This is a genomic window from Wolbachia endosymbiont of Dirofilaria (Dirofilaria) immitis, from assembly GCF_013365455.1.
Lineage (GTDB): Bacteria > Pseudomonadota > Alphaproteobacteria > Rickettsiales > Anaplasmataceae > Wolbachia.
In genome coordinates this window covers 698058-716864 of record NZ_CP046578.1, presented here as the reverse complement: position 1 = coordinate 716864, position 18807 = coordinate 698058, and the positions used below count along the sequence as shown (strand labels likewise).

Below are 18807 nucleotides of genomic sequence, written 5' to 3'. Positions count from 1 at the left end.
ACCAATGGCAATAGTTCTTTTAGATGCAAAAACCATAAATCGTATAGCTAGCAAGCAGGAGAAGTAATTGAGAAGCCAGCAAGTGTAGTTAAGGAACTAGTAGAAAATGCAATAGATGCTGGGAGTTCAAAGATAGAGATTAAAATAGAAAGTGGTGTGCTAATCTTATATACTGTTGATAGATAATGGGAGTGGAATAGGGAAGAGTGATTTGGAACTTGCATTATGCGCTATACTACTTCAAAATTGTGAACGATAGTAAATTAATGGAAATTAAGCATCTTGGCTTTAGGGGGGAGGCGCTACCATCGATAGCAGCAGTAAGTAGGGTAAAATTATCGTCTAGAGTAAGAGGAGAAAGTGAAGCTTGGTCTATAAGTTATGAGGGTGGAGAAAGAGTACTAGAGATTACTCCTTGCTCTTTATCTCAGGGTACGCACGTTGAAGTTCGTGATTTATTTTTTGCTACTCCAAATAGACTGAAATTTTTAAAGACTGAAAGAGCAGAAACTCAAAACATTGTTGATATTATAAATAACTTAGCAATGATCAACTATGATATTGGGTTTAATCTCACTTCAGACAATAAAAAGCTCTTGAAATACCCTAAGCAGGCTTCATTATTTAGTAGATTATGTGAAATAGAAGAGGAGTTTCAGGGTAATGCTTTGAGAATTGATGGAGAAAAAGACGGTATTAGACTTATAGGACACATCTGTAAGCCAACTGTTAATCGTAGTAAGTCAACTATAATCTATACGTTTGTTAATAGGAGACCAATTAAAGACGATCTATTGATTAGTGCAATTCGATATGCGTATCATGATTTTATTCCGAGTAATAGGTACCCCTTTGTAGCGTTACATTTAGAGTTACCATATGACCAGGTGGATGTAAATGTGCATCCGAACAAATTAGAGGTGAGGTTTCAGAATAAGAGGGCTATATATGAGATAGTAACAAGAGAGTTAATAAAAGCATTATCAAGGAAAATAGGTGTCTCTGATGTCGTTTCAATGTATAACTCTGGAATCTGCACTAAATTTCAGCATCCAGTTACTTCAATAACAGATAGTTTTATTAAAGGTGTGTTACCTAGTGTAACTGGTACTCACGAAAGATTTTACAAAAAAAAGCCAAGCTCAAGCTATTTAGAAAGTCGGATAATGGAAAGATTTAGTTTACCAAATAAGGGGAAGAAAAGCTTGTTGAAGCGGTGGGAGTCATTTGGTGGTTATGATGGTGTGCGAAAATCTCTGTCACAGGTAAAGACTATGGTTCTAGAAGAGGAACAAATTAATTTGATAAAAAGCTATCCTCTCGGTTTTGCACGTTGTCAGGTTTATAATGTTTATATTATTGCTGAGGCTAGAGATAAATTGATTATAGTTGATCAGCATGCAGCTCACGAGAGGTTAATTTATGAGTGTTTAAAACGAAAGTCAAGCATAAAAAGACAGAAGCTTCTTCTTCCTGAAGCGGTTGAGATTAAAAATCAATCTGGAATAGAGATGGTTGAAATTTATAAAGATAAGCTTTTTGAAATAGGTTTTGATATTGAAATCAAATCAGAGAATGAAATCGTAGTAAGAGAAATACCTGCAATTTTGGGGATAATAGATGTGAAGGAGATGCTGATGAGTATAGTTGATAGATTAACAGAAATGGAAGATACTTTACCAATAGAAGATAGAGTGAATAAGATATTAGCTACGGTTGCTTGCCGTGGGTCAATTAGAGCTGGCAGAAAAATGGAATTGGAAGAAATGGATATGCTACTTAGGCAGATGGAAGAGACGCCATATTCTGGACAGTGTAACCACGGAAGGCCAACTTATATAGAAATGAAACTAAGTGATATTGAAAAATTGTTTGAGCGGAAGTGAGAAGGTGCTGTAAACTTATAATTTTAGTACTTGTTCCTTATTATCTACACTGCACAAACATTTTGACTTCATAAATTCGAGTACAGTCATAGAACTACTTGGTAAAACTTGCCAATTTTCTCTTCATGGCAACGAAAATATTTAATTATTTTAAAGCTATGCAGGTTAAATAATGAAAGTTATATATTTGGTTAATATCTTATATTTAGTTTTTTTACACTATCTGTGATTCATGGCTTTATTAGATTTGACCTAAAGGCTTTTAGGTTTTTTAAACTGAAGCGTGCTTATAAATTGTTTAAGATAGTGTAAAATGTTAGCTTTCAGAGTTAGAAAATAAATAACCAGCTGCCAAGAGGTTTCTTTTACCTTTTTTCTACTTAGTAAGCTTCTTAAGTATTTATAGTTAATCACAATTATAGGTAAATATTTGTTTTTACAACAGATGGCATTGTCAACATGTAGGAACTGCAACCTGTATTTCTTTTTTAAAATTTCTAGTATTAACTACTTAGGTAACATTATAAACACTAATTCTAATACTATGTATCTTGTGTCCTCTTTGTGTTAAAAAACTTGTTTTTTTAAATGAACAATTGTACTCTTTGGTAGATCGTAGTTATTCATGGAATGAAGAGCTTAAAGGAATTATCTTTAAGGATTAAGAATATTAAGTCTGTGCAAAAAATCACGAAGATAATGCAAATGGTTTCTGCAGCAAAGTTATTGCAGAGTAAAAAAAGGTTATCAAGTTCAAAATTGTATATATCTAAGCTGCATAACATTGTTTCTTCATTGCTGGTGTCAGTTGATCAAGAACTGCTAACAAAGATTTTAAATATTGATGGTAGCAGTACTTGTCTGGTATTTATTATTGCATCTGACCGTGGCTTATGTGGTAATTTTAATTCTTCTATTGTAAGGTTTAGTCAAGAAAATATTAATAGATTAATTGCGAATGGTAAAAAAGTAGATGTTATATTTCTTGGCAATAAAGCTTTTGATATGAGTAAAAATAGGTTTGATCCTAAAGGTATTTTGAAGATTGAAAATAGTAAGGGAATTACGTTCAGAAGAGTAGAATTTTTAGTTAATAGTATTAATTTTAGTAAATACAATGAAATCAAAGTTTTCTATAATAAATTTTATAACTCCTTAACACAAAAACCAATATTGGAAACAATAAAGCCATGGAGTAAAGTCTCATCTTTGATTGATAGTTCTTTAGCTACTTCTATAATAGATTATAGCTCTGAGTGTGAGCCACAAAATACTGAATTTATTTTACAATCTTTGATTCAGGATTACGTTATAGCTGCTCTTTACTCTGCTTCACTTGAAAGTGCAGTAAGTGAGAACAGCGCTAGAATGGTTGCTATGGAATCAGCAAATAGAAATACTAAAGAAATGTTAAATAAATTAACTCTGCTTTACAATCGTTCTCGTCAAACAGCAATTACAACAGATTTGATTGAAGTAGTAGGTGGTGCAGAATCTTTATAAAAAACCTGAGAGGATAAAATGAATATATTAAATATTGCAGCGGATATTGTAAAGCTAGTGAAAGAGAAAAATCAAGATGCAGAAGTTTCAATATATGAAATTAACAAAATTTCAGTTTCTCAACGCCTCTCAAAAATTGAACAAATATCACAATCTAAAAATTGCACTGTAGGAATCAGAGCTATAGCAGGCAAAACCAAAGCTGCATATATTTCTACGAATGATTTAAACAATCTTAGTAATACGGTGAGCCAAGTAGTAGAGATGGCAGAGAATGCACCGGAGGACCCCTACATTAATTTTGCTGTAGATGGAGGTGGTTATACTTCTTCTGCGGATTTAGGTATCTTAGATAATAATATTATAACTATTGATAATCTAAAAGAAATTGCTGAAGCTGCGGAAAGTTCAGCTTTTTTGTATGAGAAAATAGTTAATTCTGAAGGAGCTTCTGCTTCATATACTTTAGTAAATACAGTATTATTTACTGTTTCTGGGTTTATTGGCTCATTTAGTAAATCAACCTTTGCTAACTGGGTTTCTATTATTGCTGGAGAGAAAAGTAAAATGAAGGCTGGCTATAGTTATGATATAGCGTGTAATTTCAAAGATTTAAAATCGCCAAAGTTAATAGGAAAAGAAGCAGCGAAAAGAGCAATTGATCAATTGAATTCACGTTCAATTAAGACTGGTAAACTTCCAGTTATTTTTGAAAAAAGAGCAGCAAAAGAACTAGTGAAAAGTTTTGCTTCTGCTGTAAATGGCAGTAGTATTGTAAGTAACAGTTCTTTCTTGAGAAATAGTTTAAATACTCAGGTTTTTAGTGATAGAGTTAATATTACTGATAACCCATTATTACTAAAGGGTACAGAATCAAGGCCTTTTGATGGAGAGGGGGTGATTAGTAAAAAAAACGCACTTATAAAGAACGGAGTGCTACAAAATTGGATTTTAGATCTATACTCAGCTAAAAAACTGAACTTAGAAACAACTGGAAACGCAATGCGTGCAAGCAACGCTGCAATCATTCCTGCGGCTAGTAACTTCTATATTGAAAATGGTAATGTATCGTTTGAAGAATTAATTGAGGAAGTGAAGGAGGGAGTATATGTAACTGATTTATTTGGTTTTGGTATTAACTTAGTTAATGGTGATTACAGTCAAGGTGCATCAGGTTTTTTTATAGAGAATGGGAAAATAACATATCCAGTACACGAGGTTACTATTGCTAGTAACTTAAAAGATATGTTTGCTAACTTAGTTGTTGCAAACGATTTAACTTTTTGTGGGCAGTTTAATTCGCCAACGATTAGAGTTAGTGAAATGACAGTTGCAGGTTCGCTCGGTAATTAGAAATTCTAGTTGCATTAAATACAATAGTTGTGTACTATAATCATGTAATGTTGGAATAGAGACTATGAAGTATATGGGGGTTAGTTTCAATAGCTAAGCTTCAAGCATTTTTAATTGTAATTTCAAAGTTTTTTGTCACGTTAGTAATACTAGTTAATAGTTTTAAGGGTTGTTTAAATGGAATTTGGTAATATAAAGTGGTTTAGTACTGAAAAAGGTTATGGTTTTATTAAACCAGAAGCTAAGGGTAGTGATGTTTTTGTGCACATTAGTACATTAGAGCGTTCAGGGATCAGGCCTGACTCTCTTAAAGGGGAAAATAAGGAAAAGGGAATAAAAGGGGAAAGGGTGAGCTATGAGCTCAGGGAGGAGCGTGGTAAAAATGGAGAAGAGAGAAAATCTGCAATAAACTTAAAGTTGTTAGAAGGTTAACTTGATTTTGATGGTAGGGGTTTTTAACAAATCTATAAGCAGCTTTCACGAGATGGATCTTCCAGTTTCACTTAAGCAAATTCTGGATAAACTTAATTTTTTTATCCCAACTCCTATTCAAACACAGGCGATTCCTCTGGCTCTACAAGGTAAAGATATTCTTGGTTCTGCTCAAACAGGGACTGGAAAGACTTTAGCGTTTGCTATTCCGTTGATTGCTAAGTTATTAAATGATTCTACTGTTAGTTCAGCTTTAATCATTGTGCCAACTAGAGAGCTTGCACAGCAGATAATGAATGAAATGAAAAAGCTCTTATCTCAAGATTCTGTGTTAAAAATTGCCTTGCTAATTGGTGGTGAGCCTATTTTTAAGCAGCTAAGTCAGCTTCGGAGAAAGCCACGAATTGTGATAGGTACTCCTGGTCGTATTATAGACCATATTGAACGTAGAGCTTTAGTAGCCCGCAATTTTAATACTCTTGTGCTTGATGAAACAGATCGTATGTTTGATATGGGTTTTGGGGTTCAAGTTGAAGAAATTATGAAATATCTTCCAAAAATACGACAAACCCTTATGTTCTCTGCAACTCTTCCTAGTAATATAGTAAAGCTTGCTGCGGAATACCTTGATCAACCGGAGTATATTTTTATTGAGTATGAGGTCACGGTTTCTACAAAAGTTAAGCAAGAGGTTGTTTATGCATCAGAGCTTGAAAAATATGGTAAGCTTATTGCACAGTTATGTCAATGTGAAGGGTCAATCATTATTTTTGTCAAAACAAAACAAGGAGCAGATCAATTAGCTAGCAAATTGCGCAAAGATAACTATAGTGCTTTGGCAATTCATGGTGATTTAAGGCAGCACAAACGTGCAAGGGTTATCAATTCTTTTCGTCATGGCTACAATCAAATTATGGTTGCGACAGATGTTGCTTCTCGTGGTCTTGATATTCCCCACGTTCAACATGTTATCAATTATGATGTACCACAATCGCAGGCTGACTATATCCATCGTATAGGTAGGACTGCACGAGCTGGAGCTGAAGGACATGCGTTATCTTTTGTCACACCTCAAGATGAAAGAAGGCTGCCTGCACTTTCAAGAACGGAAGGAGAACCAAATTTTGATTGTAATGTACAGTTCAAAAAATATAGTGGTAGAAAAAAGTTCTTTAAAGGATCAGATGCACTGAAAATTAAATATAGTAAGAAAAAGATTGATCCTTTTAAAGGGAAAAGCAAAGTGCTGCAGAAAGTATGCTCTTCTGTTCTTTAAGAACTCAAATGTAGAGAGTAAGAGAAAGTGGTCTGAAAAGTGGATATACTTGAAAGAGCTTGATATGACAAAAGGGTAATTAATATGCCTACTAATTCCAGTTTTCGCTATTTAAAATAGTGAAGTACGTGGCTTCTCTAATTTTTAGAGATATTTTTATAATATCTTAGCTATTTTGATACCTAAGAAAGTTCTCTGTATAATCTAGAATGTGGAGTAATGTTTCAATAAAGAAGGGAAAATCTATCTAGGTCTTTAGGCATTAGCAGCAGATATAATTAATTAGTGATAAGGAAAAAGTTACGGTAATCATTGTAATTCTTGCTCTAGGCTTTGTCAGTAAATATAGAAGTGTTTACTACTCTTGATTCTTTTTCTCAGACTTAGTTGCTAATAAAACTTATTAGCAAGACTATAAGAGTCACCGTATAAAAAAATCATCCTTAAAATCGACAGGGAAATAGACAACAGCTATTTTATTTAGCTTTTAAAGTAAATTTTACTGCTATCATAGACAGATACAGAGTAATATCTGCAAGGCGGCTTAGTTATAAGGAGGGAAGTGCCAGTCCTTGGGTGATAATGTAAATATTTCAACACCATCTTTTGTTACTCCAAGCGTGTGCTCAAATTGTGCAGAAAGTGAAAGGTCGCATGTTGTTACTGTCCAGCCGTCAAACTTACTGAGCAAGGTTTCATGCTTCCCAGCGTTGATCATAGGTTCTATTGTAAAAAACATGCCTTCCTTTAAGATAAGATTTTCATTCCTGTCATAAAAATGTAATACATTTGGCAGGGCATGGAAGACTTTTCCTATACCATGTCCGCAGTAGTTACGTACTATAGAATATCCAAAATCTTCAATATATTTTTCTATAGCAAGTCCTATTTTATTTAATTTATTGCCAGGCTTGACTTGTTTTATTGCTTCCATCAATGCACCATAGGTTGCATCACATAAACGTCTTGCTTTTATTGATGGTTTACCAACCCAAAACATGCGGCTTGTATCACCATGCCAGCCATCTAAAATTACTGTAACATCTATATTTAAAATATCTCCGCTCTTGAGTGGTTTATTATCAGGAATACCATGACAGACAACAGCATTTTTTGAGGTACAAATTGACTTAGGATATCCTTTGTAATTAAGTGGGGCTGGAATTGCGCCTGCTTTGGTTATAAAGTCATGACATAAGTCATTTAACTCATTAGTTGTTATCCCTGCCTTTACATACGGTGCAGTAAAATCAAGAGTTTCAGCTGCTAACCTGCCAGCTTTGCGCATAAAATCAAAGTCTTCTTGTGAATGTATAGTTATATTCATGTTTTCCATGTATTACTGTAATTATCATAACACTTTTGTGCAAAAGTTAATAGTTCTTGCTTATGGCTTATTACAGAGTAATGCCGTAAGATTTTTTTTGTCAAACTTATGACTCTCAGCATTTTGATACATTTTTGAAAGCTAATATTGTGACATATAGTTATGTACTTTAAGTTAAGAACAGCTGCTTGAAACGTTGATTCTAGATTATAGATGAAAAGCGTGAGAATACCAATAGTTTGTAAATTTGGTATTTACGGTAGAGGAATTGTGTGCCTGAATTTGAACAATAAGCATTTTAAAACTATACTAGACATTCAATAAACTGCTATATATGATATATATGCGATGGTATATGCTTATTAAACACTGCTCTGGTTGTTCATTCAACTTAGTTGGTCATAGTGTGATCCTACTAAACTTCCTTTCTCACTAGGATGTGAGCTATGACTGTTGTTCCTTAATAATTTTTCATCATAAGTTTCAATGTCGAAATACTTTTCGTATTTATTTACATCATCGCGAAGTGAGAGTGCCTTAATCTTGCTCATAATTAAACCTGTACCAGCAGGAATTAATCTTCCTACTATAACATTTTCTTTTAACCCACTTAAAGAATCTTCCTTTCCACAAAATGCTGCTTCTGTTAGCACTTTAGTTGTTTCTTGGAAAGAAGCAGCAGAAATAAAGGAATTGGTTTCAAGGCTCGCTCTTGTAATTCCCTGCAAAATAGGAAGATATTTAGCGGGACGCTTGCAAGAAGCATTCATGGTATCATTTTCTCTGTCAACTTCCAGCTTGTCAATGCTTTCTCCTATCAGGTATGTGGTATCACCAGGATCAGTGATTTCTACTTTTTGCAACATTTGTTTTAGTATCACCTCTAAGTGTTTGTTGTCTATGCGAACACCCTGTAATCTATAAACTTGCTGTATTTCAGAAATCATATAGTGTGCTAAAGCTTCTAACCCAAGTACACGTAAAATATCATGGAGGTCAGGATCACCGTCCATTAAGAGGTCACCTTTGCGCACAAAATCACCCTCGTTGACTATTACATGCTTGCTTCTTGGTACCAAATATTCAACTGGAGAAATTTGTTCATCAACAGGCTTAACTGATATACTACGTTTTCCTCTCCTATCTTTCTCGGAGAAAACTACATAGCCATCTAATTCACTAACAATAGCATGCTCTCTAGGACGTCGTGCTTCAAATAACTCTATAACTCTTGGTAGCCCACCAGTAATATCACGAGTTTTAACTGATTCTCTTGGCATTCTTGTAATAATGTCGCCTGCTTGGACCTTTTGACCATCTTGTACGTTGAGTACTGCACCTATTGGTATAAAATAACATGCTTCAACACCACTTGCTAATATCATTATTTCGCCATTATCATCAAGTAATACTATGCGAGGACGTAAATTAGCTCCACTAGAGTGTAATTTCCAATCTTTTACTACTTTACTTGATATTCCTGTAGATTCATCCATTACTTCAGTAATTGATACTCCATCTTTCAGATCTTGATAAGATACTGTACCTGTCTTCTCTGTGATGATAGGCAATGTATAAGGATCCCATTCTGCAACTTTATCGCCGATTTTTACTGATTGACCTTCATCTGCATAAAGCTTGGAACCATAAGGTACACTGTGTCTCAATTTTTCACTGCCGAGGCTATCAATCAATATAACTTCACAAGAACGACTTATTACGATTTTATCTCCATTTTTATCTGTAATTATATTACTGTTATTTAATTTTATTTTAGCATTAATAGAAGCTGTGATATTTGAGGATTCAACGCTCCTAGTCATTACTCCGCCTATATGAAAAGTACGCATTGTTAACTGAGTACCAGGTTCTCCGACGGATTGAGCAGCTATTACACCAACTGCTTCACCTATTGAGACAACTCTGCCAGTTGCGAGATCTCTTCCATAACATAACGCACATATGCCGGAGCTTACTTCACAGGTTAACGGTGACCTAATCTTTATAGCATCAAGACCTGCAATATTAATTTGCTTTACCTTACTTTCATCGATTAATTCTCCTGCTTTTACTAATAATTCTTTTGTTACTGGATTATATATATCATTTGCAGCTGTTCTTCCTAATACTACACTCTCTAAAGATGCAACTATGGTACCTCTTTCAACTGTAGCTCTCACAACAAGACCATTTTTAGTTCCACAGTCATGTTTTGTGACTATACAATTTTGAGATACATCAACTAAACGACGAGTTAAGTATCCAGAGTTTGCAGTTTTGAGAGCAGTATCAGCGAGACCTTTACGTGCGCCATGAGTAGAATTGAAATACTCGAATACGTTTAAACCCTCACGGAAGTTAGAAACTATAGGTGTTTCTATAATTTCACCAGAAGGTTTAGTCATGAGTCCTCTCATTCCAGCTAACTGTTTCATCTGTGAAGTAGAACCCCTTGCACCAGAATTAACCATCATATATACTGAGTTATACTTGCTGCTTTTATCATATACAGATATTACTTTTAACATATCATTGGCTATCATATCTGTGCACTTGGACCACTCATCTATAACCTTGTTGTACCTCTCGCTTCTAGTAATTAGCCCATCTTGATATTGCATAGAGAATTTCTTAATTTCACTTCTTGCATGATTAACATGCGTGGCCTTAGTTTCGGGTATAACTAGGTCACAACGACCAAAAGAAATACCAGAAAGTGTAGCATACTCAAAACCGAGTACCATTAGCTTGTCACAAAATTCCACTGTAGCACTTTGTCCACAGTTGCGATATACTAAATCAACTATATTAGTTACTTCCTTAACTGTTAACAACTGATTTATGAGATCAAAGCTTAGATTCTTATGTTTAGGAAAGATCTGCCATAGCATTAAGCGACCAGGAGTTGTGTAAACAGTTTTGTAGCAGATTTTGCCATTGCTACTATGTTTCATTCTGTACTTTATGCTAGAATGAATATGTAAAGTTTTATTACTTAAAGAGTGTTCAACTTCACTAAAGGTTCCTAAGAATAGCAAATCATTTTTTTTGTTAGGCTGCTCTTGTAGAGTTAGATAATATATGCCGAGAATTATATCTTTACTAGGAACTATGATTGGTCTACCATTAGAAGGACTTAAAATGTTATTGGTTGACATCATCAATACTTTAGCTTCAAGCTGAGCTTCTAGTGAGATTGGTACATGCACTGCCATTTGATCGCCATCAAAATCAGCATTAAATGCTGTACAGACAAGTGGATGAAGTTGTATCGCCTTGCCTTCAATAAGAATTGGTTCAAAAGCTTGGATACCAAGTCTATGTAAAGTAGGTGCTCTATTTAATAAAACAGGATGCTCTTTTATTACTTCTTCTAGTGTATCCCAAACCTCTGGTTTTTCTGCTCTTATTAATTTACTAGCAAATTTGATAGTTGGAGCCATACCATACATCTTAAGCTTTGAGTAAACAAAAGGTTTAAATAATTCAAGAGCCATTCTTTTTGGTAACCCACATTGATTTAACTTTAAAGTTGGACCAACAACTATTACAGAACGTCCAGAGTAATCTACCCTTTTTCCTAATAAATTCTGACGGAAACGACCTTGTTTTCCTTTTAGCATATCGCTGATAGACTTTTTATATCCAATACTACCAACTTTATTTGCTAAAGCGTTGCGACGGCTATTGTCAAAAAGAGAGTCAACTGCTTCTTGTAGCATTCTTTTTTCATTACGAATCATGATTTCAGGAGGATTTAAGCTTAATAATTTCCTTAGTCTATTGTTTCTATTAATAATAGTCCTGTAGTGGTGATTCAAATCAGAAACTGCAGGACGGCCACTTTCAAGAGATACTAGAGGACGTAAGTCAGGTGGTAAAATAGGTATGGTTGTGAGTATCATCCATTCTGGCCTATTTCCTGATTTAATGAAATTTTCAATAATACGTAACCTTTTTATAATTTTCTTTCTTCTTATTTCAGAAGCAACAGATTCTAACTCCTGTCTTAGATTTTTTCTAATTTCATATAAATCAAGACGAGTGAGTAATCCTCTTATAGCTTCAACACCCTGCATAGCTATGAAGCTATCTGTTCCATAGTTATCTTTAGCTTCATTGTAGGCTTTCTCGCTAATAATCTCACCTTTTTCAAAGGAAGAAACGAGAGGATCTATTACAACATAGTTATCGCTATATAAAATGTTTTCGATGTCTTTTAGAGACATATCTAATAATGCTCCAATCCTTGAAGGAAGTGATTTTAAAAACCATATATGAGCAACAGGAGACGCAAGCTCTATATGACCCATTCTCTCTCTTCTTACCTTAGAGGATGTAACTTCTACTCCACACTTTTCACATATGCGACCTCTGTGCCTTCTTTTTTTGTATTTTCCACATAAACATTCATCGTCATTGACAGGGCCGAAAACCTTAGGACAAAATAGCCCACCTTTCTCAACTTTAAATGTTCGATAATTTGCAGTTGAAACATCTTTTATTTCACCATAAGACATAGATTTAATACTTTCAGGACTAGCAATTGATATGCTAATTTTATCGAAGGACTGTGCAATATTAGTATGAGATATATCCTCAATAGCCACATCGTTTTGCTTTAAAGCTACATTTAAACATAGAGAACGTAGTTCTTTTACCATTACATTGAAAGATTCAGGAATTCCGCATTCGAAATTACTATCACCTTTTATTATTGACTCATAAATCTTAATTCTGCCATTAATGTCATCAGATTTCACAGTCAACATTTCTTGTAGAGTATAAGCAGCACCATAGGCTTGTAATGCCCAACATTCCATTTCACCAAGACGCTGGCCACCGAAGTGGGATTTTCCTCCAAGAGGCTGCTGAGTAACTAAGCTATAAGGACCTACTGAACGTGCATGAATTTTATCATCAACCAAGTGATGTAACTTAAGCATATACATATAACCAACTGTAACTTTACGGTCAAATTTTTCACCGGTACAGCCATCGTACAGTATGGTTTGCCCAGAATTATCTAAATCGGCAAGTTTAAATAGTTTTGTTATGTTTTCATCTTTTGGACCTTCAAATACAGGTGCAGCCACAGGGACACCATCACGTAACTTGTATGCAAACTCAATTAAGTTACTATTACTAACTTCATAAATATTGTTACAAATAGATGTGTTACTACCACAGCTATAAACTTCAATAAGGAAATTACGTAAATTGTCATGTGCGTTTTTATAAGAGTTTAAATAATTTTCCACTAATGCATTTAGCTTATCATTTAGTGCTTTTTTATTAGATGTGTTGAAAATGGATGCTAATATTTCATCATCACTAACTTCTCCAACTTTTTTATTGTTGAGATATGCTGCTGTGAATTTTGCAAAGCTATCACTGTCAAGGGACCTAATTTCTTTACAGAAAGTACTTTTAATTTTATTAATTTCATCTAGGATGTCGCTCACTTTTTCTCCTAGCTTTTTACAAGCCCAACCTACATGAGCTTCTAATATTTGTCCTACATTCATTCTTGATGGAACACCAAGAGGATTAAGGATGATATCAATAGGAGTACCATCTTCTAAGTAAGGCATGTCCTCCACTGGTACAACTCTGGAAATTACTCCTTTATTTCCATGCCTACCAGCCATCTTATCTCCCGGCTGTAGGCTATGCTTCACAGCAATAAAGACTTTTGCTGACATCGATACACCTTGAGGCAGATCATAACCTTCGTCTAGTTTTTCTACTTTTTGTTTGAATTGTATAGTTGCGTTTAGTATTTTTTCATCAAAATCCTTTTTTAAGCTTTTGACTTGCTCAGAGATAGACCGGTCTTTTAATCCTATACTCCACCATTGTTCACGTTCAATAGTGTCAAGTTTCTTCTGATCTTGAGAGCAAGGATAGGCAAGAAGCTTTTTTAGTTCATCATAAAAATACTTACTAGTTACATTAATTATGTAATCTCGCTCTTTTTTTAAATCCTCCATTTCTTTTTGCTTAATAAGCAGTGCTCTCTCACTTTCCTCAACCCCTCTGCGTGTAAAGACCCGTACATCGATTACTGTTCCTTCAACATCTGGAGGTGTATATAAAGAGGAATCTGCACAATCGAATGACTTTTCACCAAAGATTGTCATCAACAATTTTGTTTCAGGAGGTAGTGAAAAGGATGGCTTAGGTGTAACTTTACCTACTAGAATATACCCTGGTCCTACTCTTGTGCCAATTTTTACTATACCACTATCATCCAAGTGATATAAATTTTCTTCATTGACACCAGGTATAGCACGAGTTATTTTTTCTGATCCTAGAGGAGTATCGTGTACGATACACTCGAATTCTTCTATATGGATAGAAGTAAACAAATCTCTTCTAACAACTTCACTGGAGATAACAATAGAATCTTCAAAATTATAACCTTGCCAAGACATAAAGGCGACTAGCAGATTTTTGCCAAGTGCTAGCTCACCACTGTTGATTGCAGGGCCATCAGCTATTACATCACCCTCTTTAACATAGTCACCTACACGTACTAATGGCCTTTGGTTAATACAAGTATTATGGTTGGAACGTTGAAACTTTTTTAAATGATAGATGTCCACGCCTAGGTAGTTAACTCTTTTTTCATCAAAAGCACGTATAACTATAGAATTGCTATCAGAGCTATCGACTATGCCATCGCGTTTTGCCAAAACTACGGCACCAGAACCGGAAGCCACGAAAGACTCCATGCCAGTAGCAACTAAAGGAGCAGTAGGTTTTAATAAAGGTACAGCTTGGCGTTGCATATTTGAACCCATTAATGCCCTATTAGCATCATCATTTTCTAAAAATGGAATTAAAGAGGCTGCGACTGATATTACTTGCTTAGGAGATACATCAATGTAGCTTACTTGATCACTACTTACCATAACGAAACTTCCAGCGTACCTACAATATAGCATATCATCAATAAAACAGTTATCCTTATCAAGCTTTGCACTAGTATCAGCTATATAGTATGAACCTTCATCTATTGCAGATAGATACTCAATTTGATTAGTAACGACCCTATTAATTACTTTTCTATAAGGACTTTCGATGAAACCATATTTATTAACACGTGCATATATAGCTAAACTATTGATTAACCCTATATTTTGCCCTTCAGGGGTTTCAATTGGGCAAATTCTTCCATAATGAGTTGGATGGACATCACGCACTTCAAACCCTGCACGATCCCTTGTTAGACCTCCAGGGCCTAATGCTGATAGCCTTCTTTTATGAGTTATTTCAGATAATGGGTTAGTCTGATCCATAAACTGGGATAGTTGAGAAGAATTGAAAAAATCTCTTAGGGTGTTGGTTAACACTTTCGGATTAATAAAATCAGATGGGGAAACTTTATCTAAACTAGAAGTAGACATAGAATCGATTATTACACGTTCTAGTTTTAATAACCCAGCTCTAAACTGATTTTCTATAAATTCCCCAACTGATCTCACTCTTCTATTTCCTAAGTGATCAATGTCATCTGCAGATCCTTGGCCGTCACGTAACAGTACTATTTTTCTTACAATTTCAATAATGTCTGTATGTGTTAGGACAGTTAAATTTTCATTGTAATTTAATCCAAGGCAGGAATTAAGTTTTAACCTGCCAATGTTAGATAAGTCATAATATTCAGGATTGAAAAAAAGATTATGAAAAAACTCCTCTACTATCTCTAAAACAGGGACTTCACCAGGACGTAGGACTCTATATATTTCATATAGCGCATCTTGATAAGACATATTTTCGTCTAGGAGAAGTGTATTTAATATATAAGGTCCAACAGATAGATTATCGATGTTTAATACTGATATTTCATTTATAGATAATAGCTCAAGCTTTTTTACATCTTCCACCTTTATAAGCTCACCAGCAGATAAAATTTTTGTAGAACTAGCGCTGTCTATTAAATCTTCTGCAAGAAATAAACCACATATAGAATTAAAAGGGACTAGATACTCTTTTAAACCGTCTTCATATAGCTTTTTGGCTAGCCTTGAAGTAATGCGAATATTATCCTTAAGCAATATATTACCTTCGGTGTCCATTAAATTAAAGGGTAACCTGATTCCTTTAAACCTATCAAGTATAAAAGGTACTTTCCAACCATTTTTATATTTTGTATACTTTACCTTCTCATAAAATTTATCGAGTATACTATTGTTTGACAGACCTAGTGCCTTTAACAAAACTGAGATTGGTAGTTTTCTTTTTCTATCAATACGAAAATATAAAAGATCTTTGACGTCAAACTCAATATCGAGCCAAGAGCCTCTATAAGGAATAACTCTAGCAGAATAGATTAGCTTACCGGAGTTGTAAGTTTTTCCCTTGTCACTATCAAAAAATACACCAGGGGACCTGTGCATTTGTGAAACGATGACTTTTTCCACACCATTAATGATGAAAGTACCCTTATCAGTCATCATCGGTAATTCGCAAAAATGGACTTCTTGCTCTCCCGTAAATTTTATAATGGTTGTAAGCTTAGCATGATCGCCGTTTTTTTTAATGAGCTTATATTCATCGAGAGAAATACCATCTTGCATAACAATGAGACGTATAAAAGCAATAACACGAGAGGAAAAAGTTATGCTGCGCTTTATGCATTCAGACTCATCATATTTAGGGTTATCTATCCTACAGCTTATAAACTCAATAGTAGCCCTGTGCAGAGGATCATCTATTGGAAAGACTGAATGAAAGATAGATTCGAGTCTTTCATTACCGTGGCCTCCAGGAGTAAATGACTTATATGACTCTTTTTGAACCTTAACTGGATCGAGTAAAGAATCTTTTAAATCAATTGACCTAGAATAGGAAATTCTAGGAATAAAAGCACTAGAAACATGCATACAAGAAGAATCAACCATCAAAATACCTCAAACTAACTGAAAATGCTGCATCAATATATAGCTAATATACTAAAACAAACATCTTATTCAAGTTCCACTTTAGTTGCTCCTGCTTCGATGAGCTGTTGCTTTATTTTTTCTGCTTCATCTTTAGGAATATTAGCAGTTAAATCTTGAGGTAGAGATTCAACTAGCTCTTTTGCTTCTTTTAAACCTAATGTAGAATTAACCTTTCTGACTGTTCTAATAATTTCCATCTTTTTGCTCGTATCAATTTCTTTAATTACAACTTTGTATTCAGTTTTTTCTTGAACAGCAAGATTAATGGCATTGTCATTAGTTGGTGTGTCAGCACTAACAGCTCTGTCAACAAAAGAGCCAGCAGGTAAACCTATTTTTTCTTCTAAAATTTTTACAAGTTCAGCGGCCTCTAAGAGATTTAAAGATAATATTTTATCGGCTAAACTATTTGTTACATTACTCATATTACTACCTTAATTATTAATAAATTTATTTTTAGAATTATAATAATCCAACACTCTCATAAACCTCATGAATGGTGAGTTGATAGATAACGCTAATCGAGCAGGGATATTATAAGATATTAAACGCATAATTTTAATATGCAACTTATCTAAAGAAGGCAATTTAGCCAATTTATTGACATCCTTTACTGTAAGCAATTGATTTAAATGAGCTGCACAAATCACAGACATCTTCTCTTTATTAGCACTAGTAAAATCAACTACCAGTTTTGTAGCTTTCACTATACCATTAGAGTATATAATAGCAACTGGACCAAAAAACCTATCTGAGAGATAAGAAAACTTACTAGCTCTTTCTAAAGCTAAACGGGCTAGAGTATTTTTGACTACTAACATCCCGCCTGCCATAGACTTTAGCTTGTTCCTGAAAGTTAATAAATCGTTAGCATTTATAGATTTAAAACTTACCAGTATTAAAAAATCATTGTTTGTAAACACGTTTGTTATGTTTTGTATAAACTCATCCTTACTTTTACGCTTCACTTTATTACTCCCTGATTATATCTTCCACTTTGCTTATTTCATAAGCTTTTCCCATAGTTGAACTTAAAAAGACGTTTTTAAAGTATACCCCCTTTGCAGAAATAGGCTTATTGTTTTTAATTGCTTTAAGAAAAGCTTTAAAATTTTCTAGTAAATCATCAATGCTGAACTTGATATTTCCTAATTTACTATGAATGATACCATTTTTATCCGTTCTGAACTTTACTTGACCAGATTTAATGGTTTTAATAGTCCCTGCAATATTAGGAGTTACTGTGCCAAATTTAGGATTAGGCATCAGCCCTTTAGCACTTAGTATTTTTGCAATAGGAGTAATTTTTGTTATAAAGTCAGGAGTAGTGATACACCAATCAACATCTAGCTTTCTACCTTTTTTTATCTCTTCAACTAGATCCTCTCCTCCTATAATATCAGCACTGACTTTTTCAACTTCTAATAAATGATTACTTTGAATAAAAACAGCTACTTTGATATCTTTTCCAACACCTTTAGGTAAAACTACTATACCACGTACTTGCTCTTCAGATTTACGTGAGTTTATACCTAAATTGACTGCAATATCAATTGATTCGTTAAACTTTGCTGGAGCGGACTTGATAATCTTTTCTAAACATTGCTTAAGATTATCATAATGTGTACCCATATTTTTAACCTTTTATAACTTCTATGCCCATAGACTTAGCAGTGCCTATAATCATTTTTACTGCTGAATTTTCATTATCCACTTTCATATCAACCATTTTATGTCTTGCTATCTTAATTATAGCAGACATAGCCAACTTGACCACCAGTTCTTTACCTGGCTCACGAGAGCCTTTATTTAATTTGGCTTCTTGCTTAAGTAAGTAAGCTACAGGTGGGCCACTGATAATAAAATTGTGGGAACGGTCATCCTTTATGGAAATTCGAACTGTTACTAAATCACCTACTTTGTAATTGGCATTAGCTGTGCTGGTCACTTTATTGAAAGCCTCGCAAAACTTAGGGACTGATATACCACGTGGGCCGAGTACTGAAGCAATCTTTGGAGAAGGGACTGCTTTCCCTGCTTCTATTAATAAGTTAATCTTGGCAATTATACCACTCATAG

General features: G+C 34.3%; 10 protein-coding genes and 1 pseudogene. 5 read left to right on the top strand and 6 right to left on the bottom strand.

Going from position 1 to position 18807, the window contains the following annotated elements; all coding sequences use genetic code 11:
* Positions 1–302 precede the first annotated feature (302 nt).
* The 5 genes and pseudogenes from mutL to GOY12_RS02805 all read left to right on the top strand — a co-directional run.
* Positions 303–1886, top strand: a pseudogene (gene mutL, locus GOY12_RS02825) (DNA mismatch repair endonuclease MutL); the annotation flags it as partial.
* Positions 1887–2516: 630 nt separating this feature from the next.
* Positions 2517–3389 carry an ATP synthase F1 subunit gamma gene (gene atpG / locus GOY12_RS02820; protein WP_175818542.1) on the top strand — a complete coding sequence of 291 codons (873 nt, stop codon included), beginning with the start codon at positions 2517–2519 and terminating at the stop codon, positions 3387–3389.
* Positions 3390–3407: 18 nt separating this feature from the next.
* Positions 3408–4742, top strand: coding sequence for a TldD/PmbA family protein (locus GOY12_RS02815; protein WP_175818541.1), 1335 nt, complete (start codon positions 3408–3410; stop codon positions 4740–4742).
* A gap of 177 nt (positions 4743–4919) precedes the next feature.
* Complete coding sequence (locus GOY12_RS02810) at positions 4920–5174, top strand: cold-shock protein (protein ID WP_175818540.1); 255 nt, start codon at positions 4920–4922, stop codon at positions 5172–5174.
* Positions 5175–5208: 34 nt separating this feature from the next.
* Positions 5209–6450 carry a DEAD/DEAH box helicase gene (locus GOY12_RS02805; protein WP_458694629.1) on the top strand — a complete coding sequence of 414 codons (1242 nt, stop codon included), beginning with the start codon at positions 5209–5211 and terminating at the stop codon, positions 6448–6450.
* Between the two features lie 544 nt (positions 6451–6994).
* Here GOY12_RS02805 and map read toward each other — a convergent pair.
* From map to GOY12_RS02775, 6 genes are all read right to left on the bottom strand, one after another.
* A complete protein-coding gene (map, locus tag GOY12_RS02800) occupies positions 6995–7777 on the bottom strand; it encodes a type I methionyl aminopeptidase (protein WP_175818714.1) in 783 nt (260 codons plus the stop codon).
* 386 nt (positions 7778–8163) lie between these two features.
* Positions 8164–16686 (bottom strand): DNA-directed RNA polymerase subunit beta/beta', encoded by an 8523-nt coding sequence (locus tag GOY12_RS02795; protein WP_175818539.1) that lies wholly within the window; start codon positions 16684–16686, stop codon positions 8164–8166.
* A 65-nt stretch (positions 16687–16751) separates the two neighbouring features.
* The gene (gene rplL / locus GOY12_RS02790; protein ID WP_175818538.1) at positions 16752–17153 is read right to left on the bottom strand and encodes a 50S ribosomal protein L7/L12; all 402 of its coding nucleotides are present in this window, start codon (positions 17151–17153) and stop codon (positions 16752–16754) included.
* 9 nt (positions 17154–17162) lie between these two features.
* Complete coding sequence (gene rplJ, locus GOY12_RS02785; protein ID WP_175818537.1) at positions 17163–17696, bottom strand: 50S ribosomal protein L10; 534 nt, start codon at positions 17694–17696, stop codon at positions 17163–17165.
* A gap of 4 nt (positions 17697–17700) precedes the next feature.
* Complete coding sequence (gene rplA / locus GOY12_RS02780; RefSeq protein WP_175818536.1) at positions 17701–18360, bottom strand: 50S ribosomal protein L1; 660 nt, start codon at positions 18358–18360, stop codon at positions 17701–17703.
* Positions 18361–18364: 4 nt separating this feature from the next.
* Positions 18365–18805 (bottom strand): uL11 family ribosomal protein, encoded by a 441-nt coding sequence (locus tag GOY12_RS02775; RefSeq protein ID WP_175818535.1) that lies wholly within the window; start codon positions 18803–18805, stop codon positions 18365–18367.
* Positions 18806–18807 lie beyond the last annotated feature (2 nt).

Coding starts and splice junctions, on each gene's coding strand:
- map (WP_175818714.1), bottom strand. CDS start 7,777: ATGAATATAACTATACATTCACAAGAAGACTTTGATTTTATGCGCAAA.
- rplL (WP_175818538.1), bottom strand. CDS start 17,153: ATGAGTAATGTAACAAATAGTTTAGCCGATAAAATATTATCTTTAAAT.
- GOY12_RS02810 (WP_175818540.1), top strand. CDS start 4,920: ATGGAATTTGGTAATATAAAGTGGTTTAGTACTGAAAAAGGTTATGGT.
- GOY12_RS02775 (WP_175818535.1), bottom strand. CDS start 18,805: ATGAGTGGTATAATTGCCAAGATTAACTTATTAATAGAAGCAGGGAAA.
- atpG (WP_175818542.1), top strand. CDS start 2,517: ATGAAGAGCTTAAAGGAATTATCTTTAAGGATTAAGAATATTAAGTCT.
- GOY12_RS02815 (WP_175818541.1), top strand. CDS start 3,408: ATGAATATATTAAATATTGCAGCGGATATTGTAAAGCTAGTGAAAGAG.
- rplA (WP_175818536.1), bottom strand. CDS start 18,360: ATGGGTACACATTATGATAATCTTAAGCAATGTTTAGAAAAGATTATC.
- GOY12_RS02795 (WP_175818539.1), bottom strand. CDS start 16,686: ATGGTTGATTCTTCTTGTATGCATGTTTCTAGTGCTTTTATTCCTAGA.